Consider the following 20,889-nt stretch of genomic DNA (forward strand, 5'->3'; position numbering starts at 1 on the left):
CTCAGAGCACTCCGCTCTCGCGCATGAGCCGCAGGGTGGGTTCGAGGTTCGAGAGCTTGGCGAGGTCGATGTCCGGCGGGTTGAGCTCGTCGATGGTCGGCAGCCCGCCCACGGGAGGGACGCCCGGAATCATCGGGTAGGCGAAGGTGCGAGTGGCGAAGAACTCCTGTGCCTCGGCGGTCAGGAGGTGTTGGACGAAGTTCATCGCGAGCTGGCGGCGCTCGGTTCCCTTGATGACCTCGACGCCGGCAGCGTTGACGAGCGCGCCCGCATCGTCCTTCGTGAAGGCGAGTTCGATTGGCGCGTTCGGGCGGGCGGCCCGCACGCGCAGCGCGTAGTAGTGATTGGCGAAGCCGGCGGCGAGTTCGCCGTCGGCAACGGCGTTCGAGACCAGAAATTCGTCGGGATACTCCGAGATTCCCTGTTGTTGCATCCCCTGCAACCACCGTTTGGTCTGCTTCTCGCCACGGAGCAGCCGCATCGCCGTGACGAACGACTGGAAGGCCCCATACGTGGGTGCCCAGCCCATCGACCCCTTCAGACCGCCGGCGTCGGTGAATTTCTGCACCTTGTTCGGAATCTGGTTGGCCGAGAGCTGGTTCGTGTTGTAGGGCACGCTGCGCGCGCGCCCGGCGACGCCGACCCACTGGTCGTTCGGATGGAACTCCTTGGGTACTGGCTTCACGACCCTCGACGGAAGCGTTACCGTCGCGTCGTTGCTGGCGACGACGCCGAGCGCGCCGAGGTCGACCGCCCAGAAGACGTCCGCCTTCGACGACCCGCTCTGGACCTCCGTGATGAGCGTGTTCGCGAGCTGCGAGGAGGAGGCTGTCCGAAGTTTCACGGTGAACTTCGGATACATCCGCTGCAATAGGTCCAGAAACTGCGTATACAGCCCGCCCTCGCCGCCGCCGAGGTAGATGCTGAGTTGTCCCGAAAGGTCGGGCAGGTCGTCGATGCGCGGTCCCTTGAGCGGCGGGCGGCTCTCGACGAGCGGTCCCGACCCCCTGAACGCCGCGACGCCGACCGACTCGTTCGCGCTCGCGCCCTCGGTGGCGTTGCCGACGGTGCCGTTCGCCCCACTTGCGTTGCCGGCGCTGCCGTTGGAGTCGTTCGCCCCGCTCGCGTTGGAACCGCTGCCACCGGACGAACAGCCGGCGACCAGCGCGCCGCCGGCCACGACGGCCGACGTGCGGAGGAACCGTCGCCGCCCCACACTGGAGTCGCTGTGGTCATCGCAGCCGTTCGCCGTGAAGTCCTCGCCAGCGCGTCGCGTCATTGGCCGATATGATTTAGGGTAGCCTAAAAACTCTGTCGCTCCGTCGAGCTCAGTCGTCGGCGCTGGCGGCGGCCGGCACGGCGACCGACCCCGGTTTGAGCGCGTCGAGACAGGCCAGCCAGTCGTGCATGTACTCGCCGACGTAGGGAAGGAACTCGCCGTTCTCGCAGTCGCTCCAGTCGTGTGCGACGAGCGCGTCGGCCATCGCGGCGTAGGCGTCGGCGTACGACTCCGCATCCGCAGCGGCGTCGTCGACGACACGCCAGAGGCGCTCGTTGGCGTCGAGCGCGGGCAGCTCCGAGCGGAGGTCGTCGAACGTCGAGCGCTCGGCCTTGTTGTGCTCACAGAGCGGCCCGCCGGTGACGATTTCGGTACCCAAGACGTCACAGGCGCGCTTGAGGAAGACGCCGCTCCAGATGTCGTCGAATCGGCCGACGTTCCACGGATTGTCGTCCATCGGAAGCTGATAGAAGGCGGGAATCACCTCGCGCCGGAAGGCGAGGTTCATCGAACAGAGGGTGAGATACTGGCCGTCGGCGGCGACGAACGTCTCCCCGAAATCGTCCGCCGAAAGGTGTGTCTTCGCCTGCCCTCGGAGGTCGCCGTCGGCGAGGATTCGGGCGGCGTCGAGGTCGGGTACGTTGGTCCACAGGCCTTGGGAGGCGACGACGTTCGTGGCGTGCGTGCGGTCGGTCTCGACCTCTTCATCCATCGCGGAGTAGGGGTAGCCACGCGGGTAGAGACCGTGCTCGTCGGCGTTCTCGTGGAGGACGTTCACCCACTGCTCGTCCGAGCGGACGCGCTCGACCTCGTGTTCGCCGTTCAAGTTCGCGAGATGCGTCCCGAAGAAGTCCACGTCCATGTGCGGGCGGGTATCGTCGTCGATGAACACCCCGTACTCGAAGTCGTTCGCCCAGCAGTAGAGCAGTCCGAAACTCGTCTGGGCATGGCTTGCCGCGGGGACGAGATGGGCGAACTCCGTGATGGACTGCTCGCGATACCACTCCTCGCGGGCAGTGCCGTCGAAGACCTCCCCCGTGAGAGCGAGGTCATCGAGTATCGACGCCATCGCGTCGGTGTCACAGAAGTCCTCAGTGACCAAAATCACGTGCAGGCGCTCGATATCGAAGTCGTGCTTGCGGGCGTTTTCGGCGTAGGTACGGACGCACTCGAACTCACGTATCGTGGGAACGATGACACAGACGTCGGCGGTCATTGTGGTATCGCGTATTTTTAGGATGGCCTAAAGTATCTATCGCTGTCGGGCGCGGACGCCAGTACCGTTCGATGGTATCTGACGGGAACGATTGTGACGAACACCGGCGGCGGGCGGCCGGACGTGGCACAGATTTACGTGGCTACACGTAGAGCTTCGAGACAGAGACATGACGCTCGACACACAGACCTGTGTGGTTACCGGCGCGTCGCGGGGTATCGGGCGCGGTATCGCCGAGGAGTTCGGCGAGTGCGGCGCGGACGTCGCGGTGAACTACCGCACCTCGGAGGCCGCCGCCCACGAAGTGGTCAATGTAATCGAAGACGCGGGTGGACGAGCCATTCCGGTGCAGGCCGATGTCGCCGACTACGACGCGGTCCAGGGGATGGCCGAGGACGTACGAGACGCGTTCGGTTCCATCGACGTGCTCGTGAACAACGCCGGCCTGACCGTCGACCGCACCTTCAAGAACATGTCCCGCGAGGACTGGCAGCGCGTCATGGATGTCAATCTGGGCGGGGTCTACAACTGCACGCACTCGTTTTTCGAGGACATCGTCGAGGCCGAATGTGGCCGGCTCATCAACATTTCGAGCGTCGTCGGTCAGCAGGGTAATTACGGGCAATCGAACTACGCCACCACGAAAAGCGGACTGTTCGGCTTTACGCGAACGATTGCGCTCGAACTCGCGCGGTCGAACTCGACGGCCAACTGCGTCGCGCCGGGATTCGTCAAAACCGATATGCTCGACGAGGTCTCCGATGAGGTCCAGGAGAAGATCATCGAGCGCATCCCGCTCCGTCGGTTCGCCGAGGTCGAGGACATCACCGGCATCGTCCGCTTCGTCGCGGGTCCCGAATCGAGCTACATGACCGGCCAGATTCTCGCCGTCAACGGCGGCATGGAGTGGTAGCGTGGCCACCGAGAACGACGCCGACGCCAGCGAGAACCTCTCCCAAGGGGAGGAATCGCCCATCGAGGAACTCCGCCGTCGGCGTGCAGAGGCCGAACGGGGTGGCGGCCAAGACCGCATCGACGCCCAACACGAGAAGGGCAAACTGACCGCCCGCGAGCGCATCGACTACCTCCTCGACGACGGGAGTTTCGAGGAGTTCGACCGGTTCGTCGAGCACCGGTCGACGAACTTCGATATGGCCGAGAAGAAGTACGCCGGCGACGGCGTCGTGACTGGCTACGGCGACGTCGACGGTCGGACGGTGTTCGTCTTCGCCCACGATTTCACCGTCCTGGGCGGGTCGGTCGGGGAGGCGGTCGCCGACAAGATCTGCAAGGTGATGGACAAGGCCATCGAGAACGGCGTCCCCATCATCGGTCTGAACGACTCGGCGGGCGCACGCATCCAGGAGGGCATCGCCTCGCTGGCCGGTTTCGCCAAAATCTTCCGCCGGAACACGAAGGCGAGCGGTCTCGTCCCGCAGATTTCGGCCATCATGGGTCCCTGCGCGGGTGGAGCGACCTACTCGCCGGCGCTGACCGACTTCACCCTCATGGTCGAGGACACCGCCCAGATGATGATTACCGGGCCGGACGTCATCGAGACGGTCACGGGCGAGCAGATAACGATGGAGGAGTTGGGCGGGGCGAACGCTCACGCCAGCGAGAGCGGCGTTGCACACATGACCGCCGACTCGGAGAAGAGCGCACTCGACGACATCAAGCGATTGCTGTCGTATCTCCCACGGAACAACGTCGAGGACCCGCCACGGGTCGACTCGTGGGACGACCCCGACCGGCGCTGCGAGGTGGGGGAGATGGTCCCCGATGCGCCGCGCAAACCCTACGACGTGACCGGCGTGGTTGGAGGTATCGTCGACGAGAACTCGTTTTTCGAGACCCATGGCGACTTCGCGCGGACGCTCGTGACCGGTCTCGCGCGCATGGACGGCCGGCCGGTGGGTGTGGTCGCCAACCAGCCATCGGCCAACGCCGGCACGTTGGACATCGAGGCGAGTCAGAAGGGCGCACGGTTCGTCCGTTTCTGTGATTCGTTCAACCTCCCAGTGCTCACGTTCGTCGACGTACCGGGGTTCATGCCGGGCACCGACCAGGAGCACAACGGTATCATCCGCCACGGCGCGAAACTCATCTACGCCTACGCCGAGGCCACGGTTCCCCTCGTGACGGTGATCCTGCGGAAAGCCTACGGGGGAGCGTACATCGTCATGGGGTCGAAGCTGCTGGGCGCGGACACGAACTACGCGTGGCCCGGTGCCGAGACCGCAGTCTTGGGTCCGCGTGGAGCGGTGAACATCCTCTACAGCGACGAACTCGACGAGGCCGACGACCCCGAAGCGACCCGACAGGCACTGATGGACGAGTATCGCGAAGAGTTCGCCAACCCGTACTCGGCGGCCGAACGTGGCTACGTCGACGACGTCATCGAACCGAACGAGACTCGCAAGCGGCTCATCCGCGACCTCGCGGTGCTCGACCGCAAGCGAACGGACGGACCGCCGAAAGACCACGGCAACATCCAACTCTGATGGCTTCGTCCACATCCGCACCGACCGACGCGGACGAATCGAACGCCGACCGAACGGACACGAGCGCCGTGCTTCCGGAGGATGCGTCCCTGTCGATACCCGCGAGCGCCGACCGCGCCGAGGCCGCGGCCATCGCCGTCGCCATCGGTGCCCATCTCCGCGACCGCGCCGCCGGAACCGACGACACGAGTCCCGAACACTGCGACCGCTGGACGCTCTGTGGCCGTTTCGGAGGGCGGACACCGCCCCCCGAGGTCGTCCGTGGCGAGGAGTGGAAGGCGGCGGGGCGGGTTCGTCGGTAACGTCGAAACAGCCATAACGGCGGCGGGAGAGGCGGCGGTATGAGCACGAACGTCGCGGTCATCGGCGCGTCGATGACGCAGTTCGGCCAGCGCGAGGCGTGGATTCGGGAGTTGCTCGCCGAGGCAGGGATGGCGTGTTTCGACGATGCGGGCGTCTCGCCCGACGCCGTCGAGCATCTGTACGTCTCGAACATGGCCAGCGGCGAGTTCGAGGGGATGACTGGCGTGCCGAACGCGCTCGCCCACGACCTCGACTGTCTGCCGGCCTACACCCAACGTGTCGATCAGACCTCCTCGTCGGGCGGTGCCGGCATGTACGCCGCGTGGCAGTCGGTCGCGTCGGGCGCGAGCGAGATGACTCTGTTAGTCGGTGGCGAGAAGATGACCCATCGCTCGACGGGCGAGGCCACGGACGTGATCGCCTCGCTCACCCACCCCGTCGAGTACAAACACGGCGTGACGCTGCCGAGCTTCGCGGGGCTGACGGCACGGCGTTACCTCGACCGCTACGACGCGCCGCGCGAGAGCCTCGGGAAGGTCGCGGTCAAAAATCACGAGAACGGCGTCGACAACCCGCATGCCCAGTTTCAAAAGGAAGTCGACCTCGATACTGTACTCGGGAGCCCAATCGTCGCCGACCCGCTCAGACTCTACGATTTCTGTCCCATCACCGACGGGAGTGCCGCGCTCATGTTCTGCCCCGAATCGGTCGCCCGCGAATACACCGACGAGTACGCCCTCGTGAGCGGTGTCGGCGGCGCGACCGACACTCACGTGGTCCACGAGCGAAGCGAGCCGACGGTGATGGGTGGCGTGGTCGAGTCGGGGAGAGAGGCCTACGAGATGAGTGGCTACGGTCCCGAGGACATCGACGTGGCCGAACTCCACGACATGTTCACCATCCTCGAATTCCTCCAGATGGAGGGGCTGGGGTTCGCCGAGCAGGGTGAGGCTTGGAGGATGGTCGAGGAGAGCAAAACCGAGCGCGACGGCGAGCTACCAATCAACACTTCCGGCGGGTTGAAATCGAAGGGCCATCCCCTCGGCGCGAGCGGCGTCGCACAGGGCTACGAGATATACGGGCAGGTACTCGGCGAGGCCGGCCCGCGACAGGTCGACGCCGACGTGGGGCTTGCCTGTAACGTGGGTGGCTTTGGCAACTGCGTCATCACCACCATCATGGAGGCGGGCGCATGAGCGACGACCCGCCGATGAAAGCGGCCCGGTACGCCGATGGCTCGATAACCTATCCGCCACACCCGCTCGGTCCCGACGGAAACGAACCCGTCGACACCGTGGACCTGAGCGATTACACGGCGACGGTCGTCACATGGACGACGAGCACCGCCACGCCGCCCGGCGTCCGCGAGCCGAACCACCTCGCAATCGTCGAGTTCGATGTCGAGGGAGAGTCGGTGCGCGCGCTTGGCCAACTCACCACCGACGAAATCGAAATCGGGGATGACGTCTCCCCCGTCTACACCGAGCAACTCCGCGACCCTGCGGCCGGTATCAGGGAGCCGGAAAGTCAGGAGTGGGATGGCTACCGGTTCGAACCTACTGGTTAGGGCGCGCCGGCCGAGACCCGCTCGCGCGTCGCGTTCTCATCGCTTTCCCCGCCATCGTCATCCAGCGCGTCGAGGGCCTCCCCGACGGTGTACGCACGGTCCTCGTCGGCGTGCGGGAAGACGGCACTGAGCCGGTCGCCCTCGTAGACGGCGAGGCTCATTACCGGCAGCACGAGCGCGGTGTGTGACTCGCCCGTTATCGACGAATGACAGTCGCGCGTGTCGAAAAACGGGGAGAGACTGACGCCGCGCCTGCGTGCCCATGCGTCGAATTCCGCGTAGGTGTTGCTGGTCTCGCGTTCGGCAACCCCCGCGTCGACCGGAATCCGCTTTTCCCACGTCCGCACCGACGCGCCATCGACGTTGCCGTCGGCTTCGAGCGCACGCAGCCGCTCGCGGACCGTCGATTGGGACTCGCGCGCGGCCGCCGGCACCGACGACCGCACGAACAGTTCGAGCCGTGCGTTCCCCTCCGGTAGCGAGTTGACCCCCACCATCACACGCGAAGAGATGTAACCGAGACTATAAACTCTTGTGGCCGGAGTGAACGTTTACTTCGATTCCCCATCGTCGTCGTTCTCGACGGAATCCCGGATGGAATCGAGTTCGGCATCGACGTCGATGGCGACGTCCTCGTCGTGGTCGTCGCGTTCACGGTGGTCGGGGGTGGGCGGACCGGCCGCGCGGCGGTCGCTCTCGGCGAGGCGCTCGTCGATTTCGTCCCGGAGCGCGCGGGCCTCGTCGGCGAGCGTGCGCGCCGCCGGGTCCTGCGGTCGACCGTCGAGTGCTTCCTGCAAGTCGACGAGAACGTCGTCGAGACGGTCGAGCGCGTCGCGGCCGAGCCGTTCGCCCCGCTTTCGGGTCTCGCGTCCGCGCTCGCCGACTTCCTCGCCGGCGCGCGCCAACCGGATGGCCGCCCGAAACGCTTCGAGCGCGCGGATGTTGGCTTCGAGGACCGCAATCACCGCCGGAATCGCGAACTCGTCGGTGAGTTCGAGCAGTTCACCCGGCATCGGCGGGCGCGGCAATCCGAGCGGTCCGCGGGGCGGGTCGCGCGGTTCGAGTTCGTCGCGGAGTTCGGCGAGCGTCGTCGAGAGGTCCTCGGCGAGGCGCTCCAGTTCGGGGTCGCGTGGCGCGTCGCTCATACCGACGCTTCGAGGCCGGAGCATGAAAAGGTCGGGCTACGCGTGTGGTCGCCGGCCCGGCGATTCGACGGCGGGCGATTAGTGATAACGCTTATCACGGCGTGGCACCTCGTTGCAACTACCGGCAACGAACGACAGACCCAACCCAAAACCAATGAGCACGTCCCCACAGGAGTCGCCCTCCGACACCTCGGCGAGCGTACCGGCACGCGAAGAACGCCTCGTCGCCTTCGAGCGCGAAGACGGCGCGGTCGTCATCTACGACGAGCGCGAGCACACGGCGTGGCTGCAATCCAGCGACGCGGTTGCAGTTACCGACGCGCGATAGCACGGCTTTTTGTCCCGTTCGCCCCCACGAACGGTATGCATCGACGAGCAGCGGCCTTCGCGGAACGGGCCGAGCAGGAACACGACTTCGCGGTCGACGTTCACGAGTTTCCCGAAGGGACCAAGACGGCGCACGACGCGGCCGCCGCCGTCGGCTGTGACGTCGCCCAGATAGCGAGTTCGCTCGTGTTCGCGGCTCCCGAGCCGGTGGTCGTGGTCACGAGCGGGGCCAACCGCGTGAGCGAGGAAAAACTCGCCGCAACCCATGAGGTCGGCGAGAGCGCGGTCGAAATGGCCGACGCCGACGCGGTGCGCGAGACCATCGGCTGGTCAATCGGTGGCGTGCCGCCCTTTTGTCACGACACGGCCGTACCGGTCTACATTGACGAGACCCTCCTTGCGTTCGATACCGTCTGGGCCGCTGCCGGCACGCCCGAAGCGGTGTTCCCCATCACACCCGAGCACCTTCGGGAGTTCGCCGGCGCACAGCCCGCCGACGTGGCGAAATGAGTCCGCGGACCGACTGTTTTTCCCCGCCGCCGGCCTCGACGGATATATGCGCTCGACGACACCCACCGCCGCGGTTCTCATCGTCCTGTTCTGCATCGCGGGGATGGCCGTTTCCCCGGCAGTGGCCCAGTCCCAGCAGGTTCGGACACCGAACGCGACGATGGTGTTCACCGACCAGACCACCAACGGGACCACCGTCCAGCTCAACTCCGTCAATCTCTCACAGGGTGGGTTCGTGGCGATTCACAACGCGAGCCTCACCACCCAAAACGACACCGTGGGCAGCGTCATCGGCGTCTCCGAGCGGCTCAGCCCCGGCCCCATCAGGACGTACAGGTGCGACTCTACGCCGTTGCGGGCCGCGAGTTCAATCAGTCGCGTCTGCGGACGAACGAGTCGCTGACAGCGATGGTCCACTTCGATTCGAACGAAAACGGTCAGTTCGACTTCGTGCGGACGAACGGCAGCGTCGACGGGCCGTACGTCGAGGGCACCCAAGCCGTCGTCGAGAGCGCCGAAATATCGGTCGAACACGAGGAGCGCACCACGTCCGATGGCGGGTTCGACATCGGTCTCGTTCCCCTTGTCGCGGCCGGGTTCGTGCTGCTCGCGTTGGTGGTGCTCGCGGCCGTCGTGGCCCGTCGCCGGTAGCCCGTCAAACGACACGTCGCGCACGGAGCCACTCGCGCAGCGCCGCGAGACCGGGGCGGCCGTCGCGCAGCCAGACCAACAGTGCGAAGCCGACGAGGAAGGTTCCGGCGAGCACGAGCGAGGACGGTTCGAGGTCGGCCAGATGTGCGCCGAAGCCCCGGCTCGTGTCGTAGGGCGGCTGGTCAAGCACCGGCCAGCCGAGATAACGAATGTACTCGTATTCGCCGGCGAGCAGCGGCGAGAGCGCGTCGGCGAACGGATGAGAGATGTAGCCGACGGCGAAGGCGAGCGCCGGCCGTCCCAACCCGTTCCGGCGGGCGTAGACGTAGACCAGCACGCAGACGACGGCGACGGTGAGCAGCGAATGGGCGAGCGAGCGCCCGCTCGGCAGCACGTGGAAGGTCCACGCGAGCGGCTTGTCCACGAGGTCGGGAAATTGCGTGCCGACGGCGACCGCAAGCGTCGCTGCCGCCGAGGGTGGCTCCTCGAAGCGCCAGCGCGAGAGCGCGGCGTAGACGAGATAGCCGACGGCGAGGTGTCCCCACGGCCACATACACCCGTTATCGCCGTGACTGCCTTACCCGCTTCGAAGACGCGCGGCGGTCGCGCTCACGACGGATGGTCGGAGTTTAAGCCCCCGCTCGCCCTCCGTGGCAACATGACCGTCGCGCTGCTCGCCCACGAGAAGTTTCCCGAGGACGCGAAGACCGCCGTCAGCATGCTCCGGTACGCCGACGAGGAAATAGTCGCGGTGCTCGACCGCGAGCGCGCCGGCACGCGCGTCAGCGACCACCTTTCGGGGGTTCAGGACGCGCCAATCGTCGCCGGCATGGACGATGTCGAGAACTGTGACGAACTGCTCATCGGCATCGCGCCCATCGGCGGCGGCTTCGAGGAGTCGTGGCGACCGGACGTCCGGGCCGCCCTGGAGCGGGGCTGTGACGTCACCGCTGGTCTCCACTATTTCCTCGAAGACGACGAGGAGTTCGCCGACCTCGCCGCGGCGAACGACTGCGAACTCCACGACGTGCGCAAGCCCTCACCCGATTTGACGGTGAGCGACGGAATCGCCGGCGAGGTCGATGCCGAGGTCATTCTCACAGTGGGAACGGACTGCTCGGTCGGGAAGATGACCGCAACGCTCGAACTCTGCGAGGCCGCACGCGAGCGCGGCGCGGACGCTGCCTTCATTCCGACAGGCCAGACGGGCATCATGATAGCGGGTTGGGGCAACCCAATCGACCGCGTGGTGAGTGACTTCACTGCTGGGGCGGTCGAGGAGATGATTCTCGACAAGGCCGACCACGACTACCTCTTCGTCGAGGGTCAAGGCTCAATCGTTCACCCTGCGTACTCGGCGGTGACCTGCGGCATCCTCCATGGTTCGATGCCCGACGAACTGGTGCTCTGTCACGAGGCGGGTCGCGAGTCGATTCACGGCTACGAGGACTTCTCGCTCCCGGCACTCCCCGAATACGTCGACCTCTACGAGAGCCTCGCGGGCACGGTTCACGACGCCGACGTCGTCGCGGGCGCGCTCAACACCCGGTCGCTCGACACCGACGAGGGCGCACGCTCGGCGGTCGATGCGTACTCGCGGACGCTCTCGGTGCCGGCGACCGACCCGATTCGCTTCGGGACCGACGAACTGCTGGAGGCGCTGCTGTGAGCCTCGACACCGGTTTCGAGCGGCTGGCGCTCGACCTCGACGACCCGTTCACCATCGCCCGCGGCACACAGGAGACCGCCACGAACGTCGTCGTACGGGTTTCGGACGGCGAACACGAGGGTATCGGCGCGGCCGCGCCCTCCGAGCACTACGGCGAAACCCCTCGTACTGTGGAAGCCGTTCTCCCGGACCTGCTCACAATCGTCGAGGAAGTCGGCGACCCACACGCGCTGGCGCGTATCGAACGGCGGATGAACGAAGTCGTGCGTGACAATCCCGCCGCGCGCGCGGCGGTCTCGATTGCGCTGCACGACCTCGCGGCGAAACACCTCGACGTCCCCCTGTATCGCTACTGGGGACTCGACTCCGAGAGTACGCCGACGACCTCCTTCACCATCGGTCTCGACAGCACCGAGCGCATGCGCGAAAAGACCGAGAGCGCGGTCGCGGTGGGCCACACGGTGTTGAAGGTGAAACTCGGCACCGAGCGCGACCGCGAGATAATCGAGGCGGTTCGTGCCGAAGCGCCCGACGTGCGCCTGCGCGTCGACGCCAACGAGGCGTGGACGCCCCACGAGGCACTCGGCAACATCGACGCGCTCGCCGACTTCGACGTGGAGTTCGTCGAACAGCCCGTGCCCGCCGAGAACCCGGCAGGTCTCGAATACGTCCACGACCGCTCGGCGCTCCCCATCGCCGCCGACGAGTCCTGTGTGACGCTCGCGGACGTTCCTCGCATCGCCGAACGTGCGGACATCGCCAACATCAAACTCATGAAATGTGGAGGGTTGGGCGAAGCCAAACGGATGATTCACACGGCGCGCGCACACGGGCTGGAAGTGATGTGTGGCTGCATGGTCGAGTCGAACGCCGCCATCGCGGCCGCCTGCCAGCTCGCGCCGCTGCTCGATTACGCCGACCTCGACGGCTCGCTGTTGCTCGCCGATGACCCCTACGAAGGGGTGCCGATTCGCGGCGGCGACATCGACCTCGCCGGGGTAGACGGGCCGGGAACGGGTGCGCATCCGGTCGAGGGTCGCCCGTAGAATTATATAAGGCCCCCCGAAAGAGGGTATATGGCACTCGAAACCGTCCTGCTAGCGCTCGGACCGGGCGACGCCGAGCGCGTCGACCGGCTGGCCGAAGAGACCATCGACATCGCCGGCCCGTCCGAGGCCACAGTACTACTGGGCCACGTCTTCACCGAGGCCGAATACGAACGCGCCATCGACAGTCTGGGCTTCGACGTCACGGCCGGCGAGGTCTCGCCGAACGAGGTGGCACACCGCCACGCGACGGTCCGAGAACTCGGCGACAGACTCGACGAGGCGGGCGTCGAGTTCGCCATCGGTGGGGCGGTCGGCGACCACGGCGACAGCATCGTCGGTCTCGCCGAGGAATCCGGGGCGGACTTGGTCATCGTCGGCGGACGGCGACGCTCGCCGGCGGGCAAGGCCGTCTTCGGCTCCACAGCGCAAAAGGTGATGCTCTCGGCACCCTGCCCCGTAACTTTCGTCCGGGCTGATACGTCCTGATGACCGCATCGATTCGGGTGCCGGCGGGCGGTTGCCTGCCGCCGTTGCCAATAGATATAAGTGAGAGGGTAGATTCCACTCGACAATGGTGAGTGGTTCCAACGCACAGGGAGCTAGTACTTCCCGCCGGACCTTCCTGCGGGCGGCCGGCGCGTCGGGGGCGGCGGCCAGCTTCGCGGGCTGTATCTACGGTGCCAGCGGTGCCGGCGGTAGCAGCGGCGCAACCGTCATCTGGGCGTTCGACCCGACACAGGCACAGGAAAACGGTGAGAAGATCAAGCAGCTGTTCTACGACAACGGTCTTTCGAACGATATCACGCTCGAACTCGAAGCCGGGAGCGCGAAGACCGGTGGCCGACAGCGGTCGTACCAGACGATTCTGAACGCCAAGATGCCGAATCCGGACATGTTCATGATGGACTGTGGGTGGACGATTCCGTTCATCCAGCGCAAACAGCTCCTGAACCTCGAAAACGAGCTACCGGAGGCCCGACTCAAGGAGGTCGAAAACGAGTATTTCAATACCAGCGTCCGGACCACGACCGACCCCGAAACCGGCGACCTCTATGGGGTACCGCTCTTTCCGGATCTCCCGACGATGCAGTACCGGAAGGACCTCGTGAAGCAGGCGGGCTACCGGCCCGACGAGGAGAAGTGGGGAGCCAACCCGATGACGTGGAAGCGTTTCAACAAAGTCACGAGCGACGTGATGCAGCAGACGAACACCGAGATGGGGTTTTCGTTTCAGTTCGATGCCTACTCGGGGCTTGCGTGCTGTGATTTCAACGAATTCCTGTCGTCGTGGGGTGGCGCGTACTTCGGCGGCGTGGATAACCTGTTTGGGCCTATCGGCGAGCGCCCGGTCACAATAGCGAAAAAACCGGTCCAGCAGGCCACCCGAATGGTGCGGACGTTCATTCACGGCCAGGAGGACCCACAGTCGCTGCCGGGATATTCGAAGATCGCCCCGAACAACGTGCTGACGTGGACCGAGGAACCGTCACGACAGCCGTTCGCAGCGGGGGATGTCGTCATGCACCGCAACTGGCCCTACGCCATCCCGCTCACCATCAGCGAGGCCGACTGGGCGACTCCCGAAACCTACGGCGTGATGCCGTTGCCCTACGCGGAGACGTCGAAAAGCGCCACCGAGAAGGGTGTCGGCGGGACGTCTCCGGCGCTCGGCGGCTGGCACACGACGGTGAATCCGAAGACGAACAACAAGGAGGCAGTGATGGAAGTCATCAAAACACAGATGAAAAAGGACGTCCAGATCGGGATATTCGAAATCACGGGGTGGCTCCCCCCGAAACCGGGCCTGTTCGATTCGCAGGCGGCACGGAGCGTGGAACCGACCGGAAAGTACCTCGATGCGTTCAAGACGGCAGGTGAGAACGCGATCTCGCGGCCCGTCACCGTCATCTGGTCGCCGGAGTCGAAGGCCACCTATCAGGAAGTGAACGCCATCGCCTCACAGGAGTCGTCGGTCGAACAGGGCCTCTCGAACCTCGACCGACGGATCACGAAGATCGAGAACTCGGTGACCGCCCAATGAGCACGGAAGGTGCCGAGCGGTCGGCCCCCTACCGGGTGCTCGTGAACTGGCAGTCCGGTCTGAGCGAGACCCAGTTCGCGTACCTGCTGCTCGCGCCGGTGTTCATCATTCTGGGGAGCGTCGCGTTCTGGCCGCTGTTGGAGACGTTCTGGACGTCGCTGCACTCGAACTCCATCGGGGCGGTCGGCACGGGGGAGTTCGTGGGTATCGATAACTACGTCGCCATCTTCACCGGAAGCGCGATCCTTCCGCGGCCCTTCCTGGACCTGAGCCAGCCGTGGACGAGCGCGCTGATCGTCACGGTGGTGTTCACGGCCGTGAGCGTCGCCTTCGAGACGGTCATCGGTCTCGGGCAGGCGCTCGTGCTCGACCAGGACTTCCGTGGCCGGCGGTGGGCGCGAGTCGCCATCATCATCCCGTGGGCGGTGCCCATCGTGATTCAGGGGATGATATTCTATCTCCTCTTCCAGCCGGGACTCGGATTCGCTACCCCGATTCTCAGCGACTGGGGCCTCATCTCGACGACTCCGCTGAACGATGCCACGAGTTCGCTGCTTATCGTCATCGTGGCCGACGTCTGGAAGACCTCGGCGTTCATGGCACTGCTCATCCTCGCAGGACTCCAGAGCGTCGATAGAAGCCTCTACGACGTGGCGAAGGTCACGGGGGCCTCGAAGTGGCAGCAGTTCAAGCTGATCACGTTCCCGCTCATCCTGCCCACAGTGTTGATAGCGATGCTGTTCCGGACGATGGAGGCGATGCGGATCTACGGGCTGATCGAGACCGTCGCCGGGTGTTCGACGCTGCCGTCGATGTCGTGTCTCGTGGTGGCGTCGTACTTCCAAGGCAACAGGCTGGCGTCGTCGGCGGCGGTGGCGTTCGTCACGGCGGCCATCATCGCGGCGGTGGCGTTCGTCTATATCTACCGCTACGCACGGGAGGGCATCTGAGATGGCGGCCGAAACCGAAAGCGCCAGCGAGACCGACGACGGCCCGTTCACGCGGTGGGTGAACCGCGCGATTAGTGACCCACGACGGGTCTATCGCGCGCTATTCTATGTCGCCATCATCTTCTTCCTCGTCACGACGCTGTTCCCCTTTTACTGGCTGCTGGTGCTGGCGCTCACGCCGGCCAGCGCGCTCTCGAACATGGGGCTGTTGCCGAAGGGCTTCAACATCGAGGCGTTCGTGGAAGTCTTTCAGGTGGTGCCGTTTCACTTCTACATGTTCAACAGCTTCGTGCTCGCGCTCGGGACCACAGTAATAGTCCTCGTCCTCGCAAGCCTCGCGGGCTACGTCTTCGGTCGGCTGGAATTCCCGGGACGACTGCCACTCATGCTGCTCGTGCTCGCCATTTCCTATTTCCCGCCGGCGGCGTTTTTCCTGCCGCTGTTCCGGTTCTTCGCCGGCAACATGAGCTTCTTCGGAATCTCCAGCCCACAGTTGCTCGGCACGCCCGGTGCGCTGGTGCCGCCGTACACCGCGCTCTACATGCCGCTGTCGATCTTCATTCTCACAACCTTCTATGCCCAGATTCCCGACGGGCTGGAGGACGCCGCCCGCGTCGAGGGCACCACGCGTCTCGGCGCGCTCTTTCGAGTTATCATGCCGCTTTCGGCTCCGGGCGTCGCCACTACCGCAGTACTGACGTTCATCTACGTCTACAACGAGTTCTTCTTCTCGCAGCTGATGGTGCCGGGCAACGACTATCAGGACTGGGCACCGCTTCTCAGCGGTATCCTCCAGTACCAGACCCAGTACACCACCCAGTACAACCTGATGGCGGCCGCGAGCATCATCGCGGTGTTGCCGGTGGCGATACTCGTCATCATCGCCCAAGAACGCATCGTAAGCGGTCTCACCAGCGGAGCACTCAAGGAGTAACTACACGGAGACAAAAATCATGGCAAACGTTACACTCGAAGGCGTCACGAAACGCTACGGCGATGTCGTCGCGGTCGAGGACATGAATCTGAACATCGAAGACGGCGAGTTCATCACGCTCGTCGGTCCCTCCGGGTGTGGCAAGTCCACGACACTCGAAACTATCGCTGGTCTTACTATTCCCTCGGAGGGGACCATCACTATCGGCGGCCGGGAAGTAACCGACCTCCCGCCGAAGGACCGGGGAATCGCGATGGTGTTTCAGAACATCGCACTCTTTCCCCACATGAACGTCGAGGACAACATCAGCTTCGGGCTGCGGCTCCGAAAGTTCGAGGACAGCGAGATCGACGAACGGGTCGAGCGCGCGGCGGACATCGTCCAGATGCAAGGGATGTTGGACCGCGAACCCGACGAGCTGTCGGGCGGTCAGCGCCAGCGTGTCGCCATCGCTCGGGCGCTCGTCCGCGAGCCGGATGCCTTCCTGATGGACGAACCGCTGGCGAACCTCGATGCCCAGCTCCGGGTCCACATGCGCACGGAACTCCAACGCATCCACAACGAACTCGAAACCACGACCATCTACGTCACCCACGACCAGGAGGAGGCGATGACGATGTCCGACCGCGTGGCGGTCATCGACGGCGGCGAACTCCAGCAGATCGACCCGCCGCTGACCTGCTACAACGAACCCGCAAACCTGTTCGTTGCGGGCTTTATGGGGTCGCCCGGCATGAACCTCGTAGAGGGCACCACCGTGGAGGACGGCTTCGAATCCGAGCACTTCACGGTCGCGTTCGATCCGCGGACGATGGGCGTCGAGCCGGGAACGGACGTCACGCTCGGTATCCGGCCCGAGGACGTCCATCTCGCCGAGGAAGCGGATTCGGTGGCCGACCCCACGGACGACATCGAAACCACCACCGACGTACTGGAGCCGATGGGCAACGAAATCGTCGTCTATCTCCTCTTCGGTAATGAGGGCGACACTGATATGGGTGAATCCGATTCGAGCAACCAACTGTTGATGACGACCGACCCCGAAGCCGACATCTCCGCCAACGAGACGGTACGCATCGTGCTCGACCGCTCGAACGTCCATCTGTTCGAGACCGCTTCGGGCGAGGCGTTCCAGCACGGGTTGGACCAGCCGACACAGGCCGAGGGCGCGTCCGGTACGGAGGCCGAAACCGACGACTAACGATGGTCTCGGAACTCACCCTCCTGTACGTCGGCGGCATGACGCTGTTGTTTTTCTTCTGGGCGTACGGTATCTATGCGTTCGTCCGCGATACGAAAAACAAATTCATCCCGTTGGGCCGCCAGTACCTCCGTGGACGGCGGCGCGAAAAGGAGGAAGCGAAGCGCGAAGCCGAGCGCGAGGAGCGCGAAGAGCAGTTGTACTGAAAGAAGCGGAGAACGGTATTCTTACAATCCACGGTCGCCTAATCGGATGATATGCCCTCCTCTTCTCCGACAATCGGCATTATCGGACTCGGAAACATCGGTCGATTCCATGCCGACCGCTTCGTCGACAACGGAGCCGAGGTCGTCGGCAGCGACATCGACCCCGATGCCCGCACCCGCTTCGCCGAATCGTATGCGACGAACGCCTACGAGGACGTCGCCGACCTCTTCGCCGACGCCGACGGCGTGCTCGTCGCGACGCCGAACCGTTATCACGAGGAGTACGCCGTCGCGGCGCTCGATGCCGGTCTCGATGTGCTCTTGGAGAAACCGGTCGCCCACTCGCTCGAAAGCGCCGAGACGATTGCCGCCGCTGCCGGGGCCAGCGACGGGTTCGTGATGACGGGGTTCAAAAACCGCTTTGCGAACCCCGTCGAGGTATTGAAAAGTTTTCAACAGAAAGGCCGTTTCGGCACCGCCCGCCACGTCGAGGCGAACTACATCCGCCGGCGGGGCATCCCCGGACGGGGGTCGTGGTTCACCAGCCAGTCGGCTTCAGGGGGCGGGTCGCTCATCGATATCGGCGTCCACGCCATCGACCTCGCGCTCTATTTCCTCGATTTCCCCGAGGTCGTCGAGGTGTCGGCGACCACCCGGTCGGCCTTCGGCTCACGAGAGGACTACGCCTACCTCGAAATGCTCGGTGAGGACCTCGGACCGTCGGATTTCAACGTCGACGACTCGGTGAGCGCGTTTATCCGCTGTGCGAACGGGGCGACGGTGAGCCTCGAAGCCGCGTGGGCCACGAATCGCCCGACCAACCACGAGTTCCTCCTTCGGGGGACCGAGGCCGGGGCGCTGTTCGACCGCAACGAGAACAGTTTGACCGTCTACGAGAGCAGCACCGCCGGCGCGGACCACCTGACCGACACGACGGTGACGACGCGCCCGAACGATGCCATGCGGGCCGAGCAGGCGGCGTTTCTGGAGGGCATCGAGAGCGGCACGCCACCGGAGCGAAACACGATTGCAGAGGGGATGACCGTCCAGCGCGTCATCGACGCCATCTACCGGTCGGCGGATACAGGGCGGGCGGTGCGCCTCGACGAACAACAGGACGCCACGGCCGAACTCGACTGAGCCGCGGACCGGTCATTTTTCCCCCTGCCACCACAATCCCGAACAGTCGATGCAATCGCTCGAAATCATCGCCAGACTCCTCGCTGGCCTCGGTCTCGTACTCGCCAACGGCTTTTTCGTCACCATCGAGTTCGGGCTGACCCGTGCGCGCCAGTATCCCGAATCGGCGTTCGTCGAGGAGGGCGTCACCGCTCTCGAACGCGCGTGGGAGATGACGCAGAACCTCGAAATCTATTTGACTGGGTGTCAGATCGGCATCACCGCCTCATCCATCGCGGTCGGCATCGTCGCCGAGCCGGCGCTGGCGGCCATCTTCGAGCCGCTGTTCGCCGGCACGGTGCTCGCATCGGTCGGTGCGGGAGCGATTGTCGGCTTTCTCATCATCAACCTGCTCCATCTCACCCACGGCGAGCAGGCTCCCACCTACCTCGGCGTCGAGCGCTCACAGCAGGTCTGTCGGTACGGCGCGACCCCGCTGTACTGGTTCACGCGAGCCATCTGGCCGCTGTTGCGGGTCGGTGATGCACTCGCGAAGTGGACGCTCGGTCTGTTCGGCGTGGAGATGACCGGCGCGTGGCTCGAATCCGGTGGCGAAGATGTCGAGAGCCGTGCGGACCTGCACAGGCGCTTCGAGGCGGTGCTCAGGGGTACCGACGTGCCAGAAGAGCGCCAGCAGGAAGTGCTGAGCGCGCTCGTCGCCGGTGACGTGCCGGTCCGCACCGTCATGGTCGACCGCGAGGACGTCGTGGCGCTCTCGACGGAAAACACGCCCGCGGAGAACCTCGCGGTCATGGAAGAGCGCTCCCACTCGCGGTATCCGCTGATGGGTGAGAACCTCGATGATTTCCGCGGTATCGTCTATCTGCCGACGGTCACGAACCGATACGACGACCTCACGAATGGCGAAGTCGACATCACCGACCTCGCGACGGAACCGATGACGCTACCGGCCGACGAGGAGGTCAGCGACGCCGTCGACCGCTTTCAGGACGAGCGTCAGGAACTCGCACTCGTCACCGACGGCGAGGAGATCGTCGGCCTGCTCACCGCCACCGACGCCTTCGAAACGGTGATGGGCGACCTCGAAGATCCCCTCGATGAGAGCGTGCGCCGCGAGCGCCGGTACGGACGTGGATCGCCGGCCGGGGAGTAGACACAGGATGAGACGACCTGAAGGTTTATTCGCTCGCCCGTAGCAATCGTTCATATGGACGTTGGCGTACTCACCGTTCCGCTCGGCGACCAGCCGCTCGACGAAACGCTCGCCTACCTCGGTGGTCTCGGTGTCGACGCCGTCGAACTGGGTTGTGGCGGCAGTCCGGGCGACGACCACCTCTCCCGCGAGGAGTACCTCGGCGACGAGGCGGCCCACGACGAACTGAGCGAGCAGCTTGACGAGCACGGCCTCCGGGTGAGCGCGCTCGCAACCCACAACAACCCGCTGCACCCCGATGACGACCACGCTGCCGAGGCCGACACCGAACTCCGGGAGGCCATCGAACTGGCGGCGCAGTTGGGTGTCGAGACCGTCACCACGTTTTCGGGATTGCCCGCCGGCGGCCCCAACGACGAGGTGCCGAACTGGATCACCGCACCGTGGCCGACCGAGCACAAGGAAGCCCACGACTACCAGTGGGAGGTCGCCGTCGAGTACTGGTCTGACCTCGCCGGATTCGCCGACGACCACGACATCGATATCGCCATCGAGATGCACCCCAACATGTTGGTTTACGAACCAACAGGGATGAAGCGCTTGCGCGAGGAAACGAACGAACGCATCGGCGCGAACTTCGACCCCTCGCATCTCTACTGGCAGGGCATCGACGTGCCGCGGGCGATTCGGTATCTGGGCGAGGGCATTCATCACGTCCACGCGAAGGACACGGGGCTGTACGAGGCCAAGGCCGGCGTGAAGGGATATCTCGACACGACGCCATACACCGAGGAGCAAGAGCGTTCGTGGCTGTTCAGAACCGTGGGCTACGGCCACGGCGAATCCCACTGGAAGGAAGTCGTCTCGACGCTGCGGATGGTCGGCTACGATGGCGCGCTTTCCATCGAACACGAGGACTCACTGACGAGTTCGCGCGAGGGGTTGGAGAAGGCGGTCGACGTGCTCGATAGGGCAGTCTTCGCAACGACGCCCGGCGACGCCTACTGGGCGGAGTAGTTCCCTGAACGACTAAGAACCCCTCGG

25 protein-coding genes are annotated in these 20,889 nt (G+C 64.9%); 20 read left to right on the forward strand and 5 right to left on the reverse strand.

Translation table 11 applies throughout. From position 1 onward, the window contains the following. Window position 1: 1 nt before the first annotated feature. On the reverse strand, window positions 2–1,279 hold the full coding sequence (locus ACQUQO_RS03630; protein ID WP_435076586.1) for an extracellular solute-binding protein: 1,278 nt from the start codon (window positions 1,277–1,279) through the stop codon (window positions 2–4). Between the two features lie 49 nt (window positions 1,280–1,328). Continuing rightward, a complete protein-coding gene (locus ACQUQO_RS03635) occupies window positions 1,329–2,495 on the reverse strand; it encodes an alpha-1 4-glucan-protein synthase (protein ID WP_435076587.1) in 1,167 nt (388 codons plus the stop codon). Window positions 2,496–2,664: 169 nt separating this feature from the next. On the opposite strand from ACQUQO_RS03635, the gene ACQUQO_RS03640 reads away from it, so the two are divergent. From ACQUQO_RS03640 to ACQUQO_RS03660, 5 genes are read left to right on the forward strand one after another with little or no spacing between them, the layout of a single operon-like run. Further along, window positions 2,665–3,408 carry a beta-ketoacyl-ACP reductase gene (locus ACQUQO_RS03640; RefSeq protein ID WP_435076588.1) on the forward strand — a complete coding sequence of 248 codons (744 nt, stop codon included), beginning with the start codon at window positions 2,665–2,667 and terminating at the stop codon, window positions 3,406–3,408. 1 nt (window position 3,409) lies between these two features. After that, the gene (locus ACQUQO_RS03645) at window positions 3,410–4,999 is read left to right on the forward strand and encodes an acyl-CoA carboxylase subunit beta (protein WP_435076589.1); all 1,590 of its coding nucleotides are present in this window, start codon (window positions 3,410–3,412) and stop codon (window positions 4,997–4,999) included. Continuing rightward, a complete protein-coding gene (locus tag ACQUQO_RS03650) occupies window positions 4,999–5,301 on the forward strand; it encodes a hypothetical protein (RefSeq protein WP_435076590.1) in 303 nt (100 codons plus the stop codon). Before ACQUQO_RS03645 ends, ACQUQO_RS03650 begins: the two co-directional genes overlap by 1 nt. Before the next feature lie 39 nt (window positions 5,302–5,340). After that, the gene (locus ACQUQO_RS03655) at window positions 5,341–6,498 is read left to right on the forward strand and encodes a thiolase C-terminal domain-containing protein (protein ID WP_435076591.1); all 1,158 of its coding nucleotides are present in this window, start codon (window positions 5,341–5,343) and stop codon (window positions 6,496–6,498) included. Then, window positions 6,495–6,869, forward strand: a complete 375-nt coding sequence (locus ACQUQO_RS03660) for an OB-fold domain-containing protein (RefSeq protein WP_435076592.1) — start codon at window positions 6,495–6,497, stop codon at window positions 6,867–6,869. The genes ACQUQO_RS03655 and ACQUQO_RS03660 overlap by 4 nt, the downstream gene beginning before the upstream one ends. On the opposite strand, the gene ACQUQO_RS03665 is transcribed toward ACQUQO_RS03660, so the two are convergent. Together ACQUQO_RS03665 and ACQUQO_RS03670 are read right to left on the reverse strand one after the other, a co-directional pair. Then, window positions 6,866–7,366: an HTH domain-containing protein gene (locus ACQUQO_RS03665; protein WP_435076593.1), complete on the reverse strand. Its 501-nt coding sequence runs from the start codon at window positions 7,364–7,366 to the stop codon at window positions 6,866–6,868. The genes ACQUQO_RS03660 and ACQUQO_RS03665 overlap by 4 nt on opposite strands. Window positions 7,367–7,420: 54 nt before the next feature. Further along, a complete protein-coding gene (locus ACQUQO_RS03670; protein ID WP_435076594.1) occupies window positions 7,421–8,014 on the reverse strand; it encodes a DUF7547 family protein in 594 nt (197 codons plus the stop codon). 154 nt (window positions 8,015–8,168) lie between these two features. On the opposite strand from ACQUQO_RS03670, the gene ACQUQO_RS03675 reads away from it, so the two are divergent. Genes ACQUQO_RS03675 through ACQUQO_RS03690 form a run of 4 tightly spaced genes read left to right on the forward strand, consistent with a single transcriptional unit; the run spans window position 8,169 to window position 9,502 of the window. Continuing rightward, complete coding sequence (locus ACQUQO_RS03675) at window positions 8,169–8,342, forward strand: DUF7331 family protein (RefSeq protein ID WP_435076595.1); 174 nt, start codon at window positions 8,169–8,171, stop codon at window positions 8,340–8,342. A 35-nt stretch (window positions 8,343–8,377) separates the two neighbouring features. After that, on the forward strand, window positions 8,378–8,851 hold the full coding sequence (locus ACQUQO_RS03680; protein WP_435076596.1) for a YbaK/EbsC family protein: 474 nt from the start codon (window positions 8,378–8,380) through the stop codon (window positions 8,849–8,851). 46 nt (window positions 8,852–8,897) lie between these two features. After that, window positions 8,898–9,254, forward strand: a complete 357-nt coding sequence (locus tag ACQUQO_RS03685) for a DUF7282 domain-containing protein (RefSeq protein WP_435076597.1) — start codon at window positions 8,898–8,900, stop codon at window positions 9,252–9,254. A gap of 5 nt (window positions 9,255–9,259) precedes the next feature. Further along, entirely contained in the window at window positions 9,260–9,502 is a 243-nt protein-coding gene (locus ACQUQO_RS03690; protein WP_435076598.1) for a DUF7282 domain-containing protein, read from the forward strand. A 4-nt stretch (window positions 9,503–9,506) separates the two neighbouring features. Here the strand turns inward: ACQUQO_RS03690 and ACQUQO_RS03695 are convergent, their stop codons facing one another. Beyond that, window positions 9,507–10,055 (reverse strand): metal-dependent hydrolase, encoded by a 549-nt coding sequence (locus ACQUQO_RS03695; protein ID WP_435076599.1) that lies wholly within the window; start codon window positions 10,053–10,055, stop codon window positions 9,507–9,509. A 105-nt stretch (window positions 10,056–10,160) separates the two neighbouring features. On the opposite strand from ACQUQO_RS03695, the gene ACQUQO_RS03700 reads away from it, so the two are divergent. The 11 genes from ACQUQO_RS03700 to ACQUQO_RS03750 all read left to right on the forward strand — a co-directional run bounded on the left by ACQUQO_RS03700 (window position 10,161) and on the right by ACQUQO_RS03750 (window position 20,862). Continuing rightward, on the forward strand, window positions 10,161–11,171 hold the full coding sequence (locus ACQUQO_RS03700) for a DUF1611 domain-containing protein (RefSeq protein ID WP_435076600.1): 1,011 nt from the start codon (window positions 10,161–10,163) through the stop codon (window positions 11,169–11,171). Further along, a complete protein-coding gene (locus tag ACQUQO_RS03705) occupies window positions 11,168–12,217 on the forward strand; it encodes a dipeptide epimerase (RefSeq protein WP_435076601.1) in 1,050 nt (349 codons plus the stop codon). Before ACQUQO_RS03700 ends, ACQUQO_RS03705 begins: the two co-directional genes overlap by 4 nt. 30 nt (window positions 12,218–12,247) lie before the next feature. Further along, complete coding sequence (locus ACQUQO_RS03710) at window positions 12,248–12,706, forward strand: universal stress protein (RefSeq protein ID WP_435076602.1); 459 nt, start codon at window positions 12,248–12,250, stop codon at window positions 12,704–12,706. Window positions 12,707–12,791: 85 nt separating this feature from the next. Beyond that, window positions 12,792–14,261, forward strand: coding sequence for an extracellular solute-binding protein (locus tag ACQUQO_RS03715; RefSeq protein WP_435076603.1), 1,470 nt, complete (start codon window positions 12,792–12,794; stop codon window positions 14,259–14,261). Next, the gene (locus ACQUQO_RS03720) at window positions 14,258–15,211 is read left to right on the forward strand and encodes a carbohydrate ABC transporter permease (protein WP_435076604.1); all 954 of its coding nucleotides are present in this window, start codon (window positions 14,258–14,260) and stop codon (window positions 15,209–15,211) included. The genes ACQUQO_RS03715 and ACQUQO_RS03720 overlap by 4 nt, the downstream gene beginning before the upstream one ends. Before the next feature lies 1 nt (window position 15,212). Next, complete coding sequence (locus ACQUQO_RS03725; protein ID WP_435076605.1) at window positions 15,213–16,145, forward strand: carbohydrate ABC transporter permease; 933 nt, start codon at window positions 15,213–15,215, stop codon at window positions 16,143–16,145. Window positions 16,146–16,164: 19 nt separating this feature from the next. After that, window positions 16,165–17,346, forward strand: a complete 1,182-nt coding sequence (locus tag ACQUQO_RS03730) for an ABC transporter ATP-binding protein (RefSeq protein WP_435076606.1) — start codon at window positions 16,165–16,167, stop codon at window positions 17,344–17,346. A 2-nt stretch (window positions 17,347–17,348) separates the two neighbouring features. Continuing rightward, complete coding sequence (locus ACQUQO_RS03735; protein WP_435076607.1) at window positions 17,349–17,552, forward strand: hypothetical protein; 204 nt, start codon at window positions 17,349–17,351, stop codon at window positions 17,550–17,552. 51 nt (window positions 17,553–17,603) lie between these two features. Beyond that, window positions 17,604–18,692: a Gfo/Idh/MocA family protein gene (locus ACQUQO_RS03740; protein ID WP_435076608.1), complete on the forward strand. Its 1,089-nt coding sequence runs from the start codon at window positions 17,604–17,606 to the stop codon at window positions 18,690–18,692. 49 nt (window positions 18,693–18,741) lie between these two features. Beyond that, window positions 18,742–19,845, forward strand: a complete 1,104-nt coding sequence (locus ACQUQO_RS03745) for a CNNM domain-containing protein (RefSeq protein ID WP_435076609.1) — start codon at window positions 18,742–18,744, stop codon at window positions 19,843–19,845. A 54-nt stretch (window positions 19,846–19,899) separates the two neighbouring features. Continuing rightward, complete coding sequence (locus ACQUQO_RS03750; RefSeq protein ID WP_435076610.1) at window positions 19,900–20,862, forward strand: sugar phosphate isomerase/epimerase family protein; 963 nt, start codon at window positions 19,900–19,902, stop codon at window positions 20,860–20,862. The last annotated feature ends 27 nt before the right edge of the window (window positions 20,863–20,889 follow it).

The sequence above is a fragment of the Halococcus sp. AFM35 genome (genome assembly GCF_051195015.1).
Taxonomy (GTDB): domain Archaea; phylum Halobacteriota; class Halobacteria; order Halobacteriales; family Halococcaceae; genus Halococcus.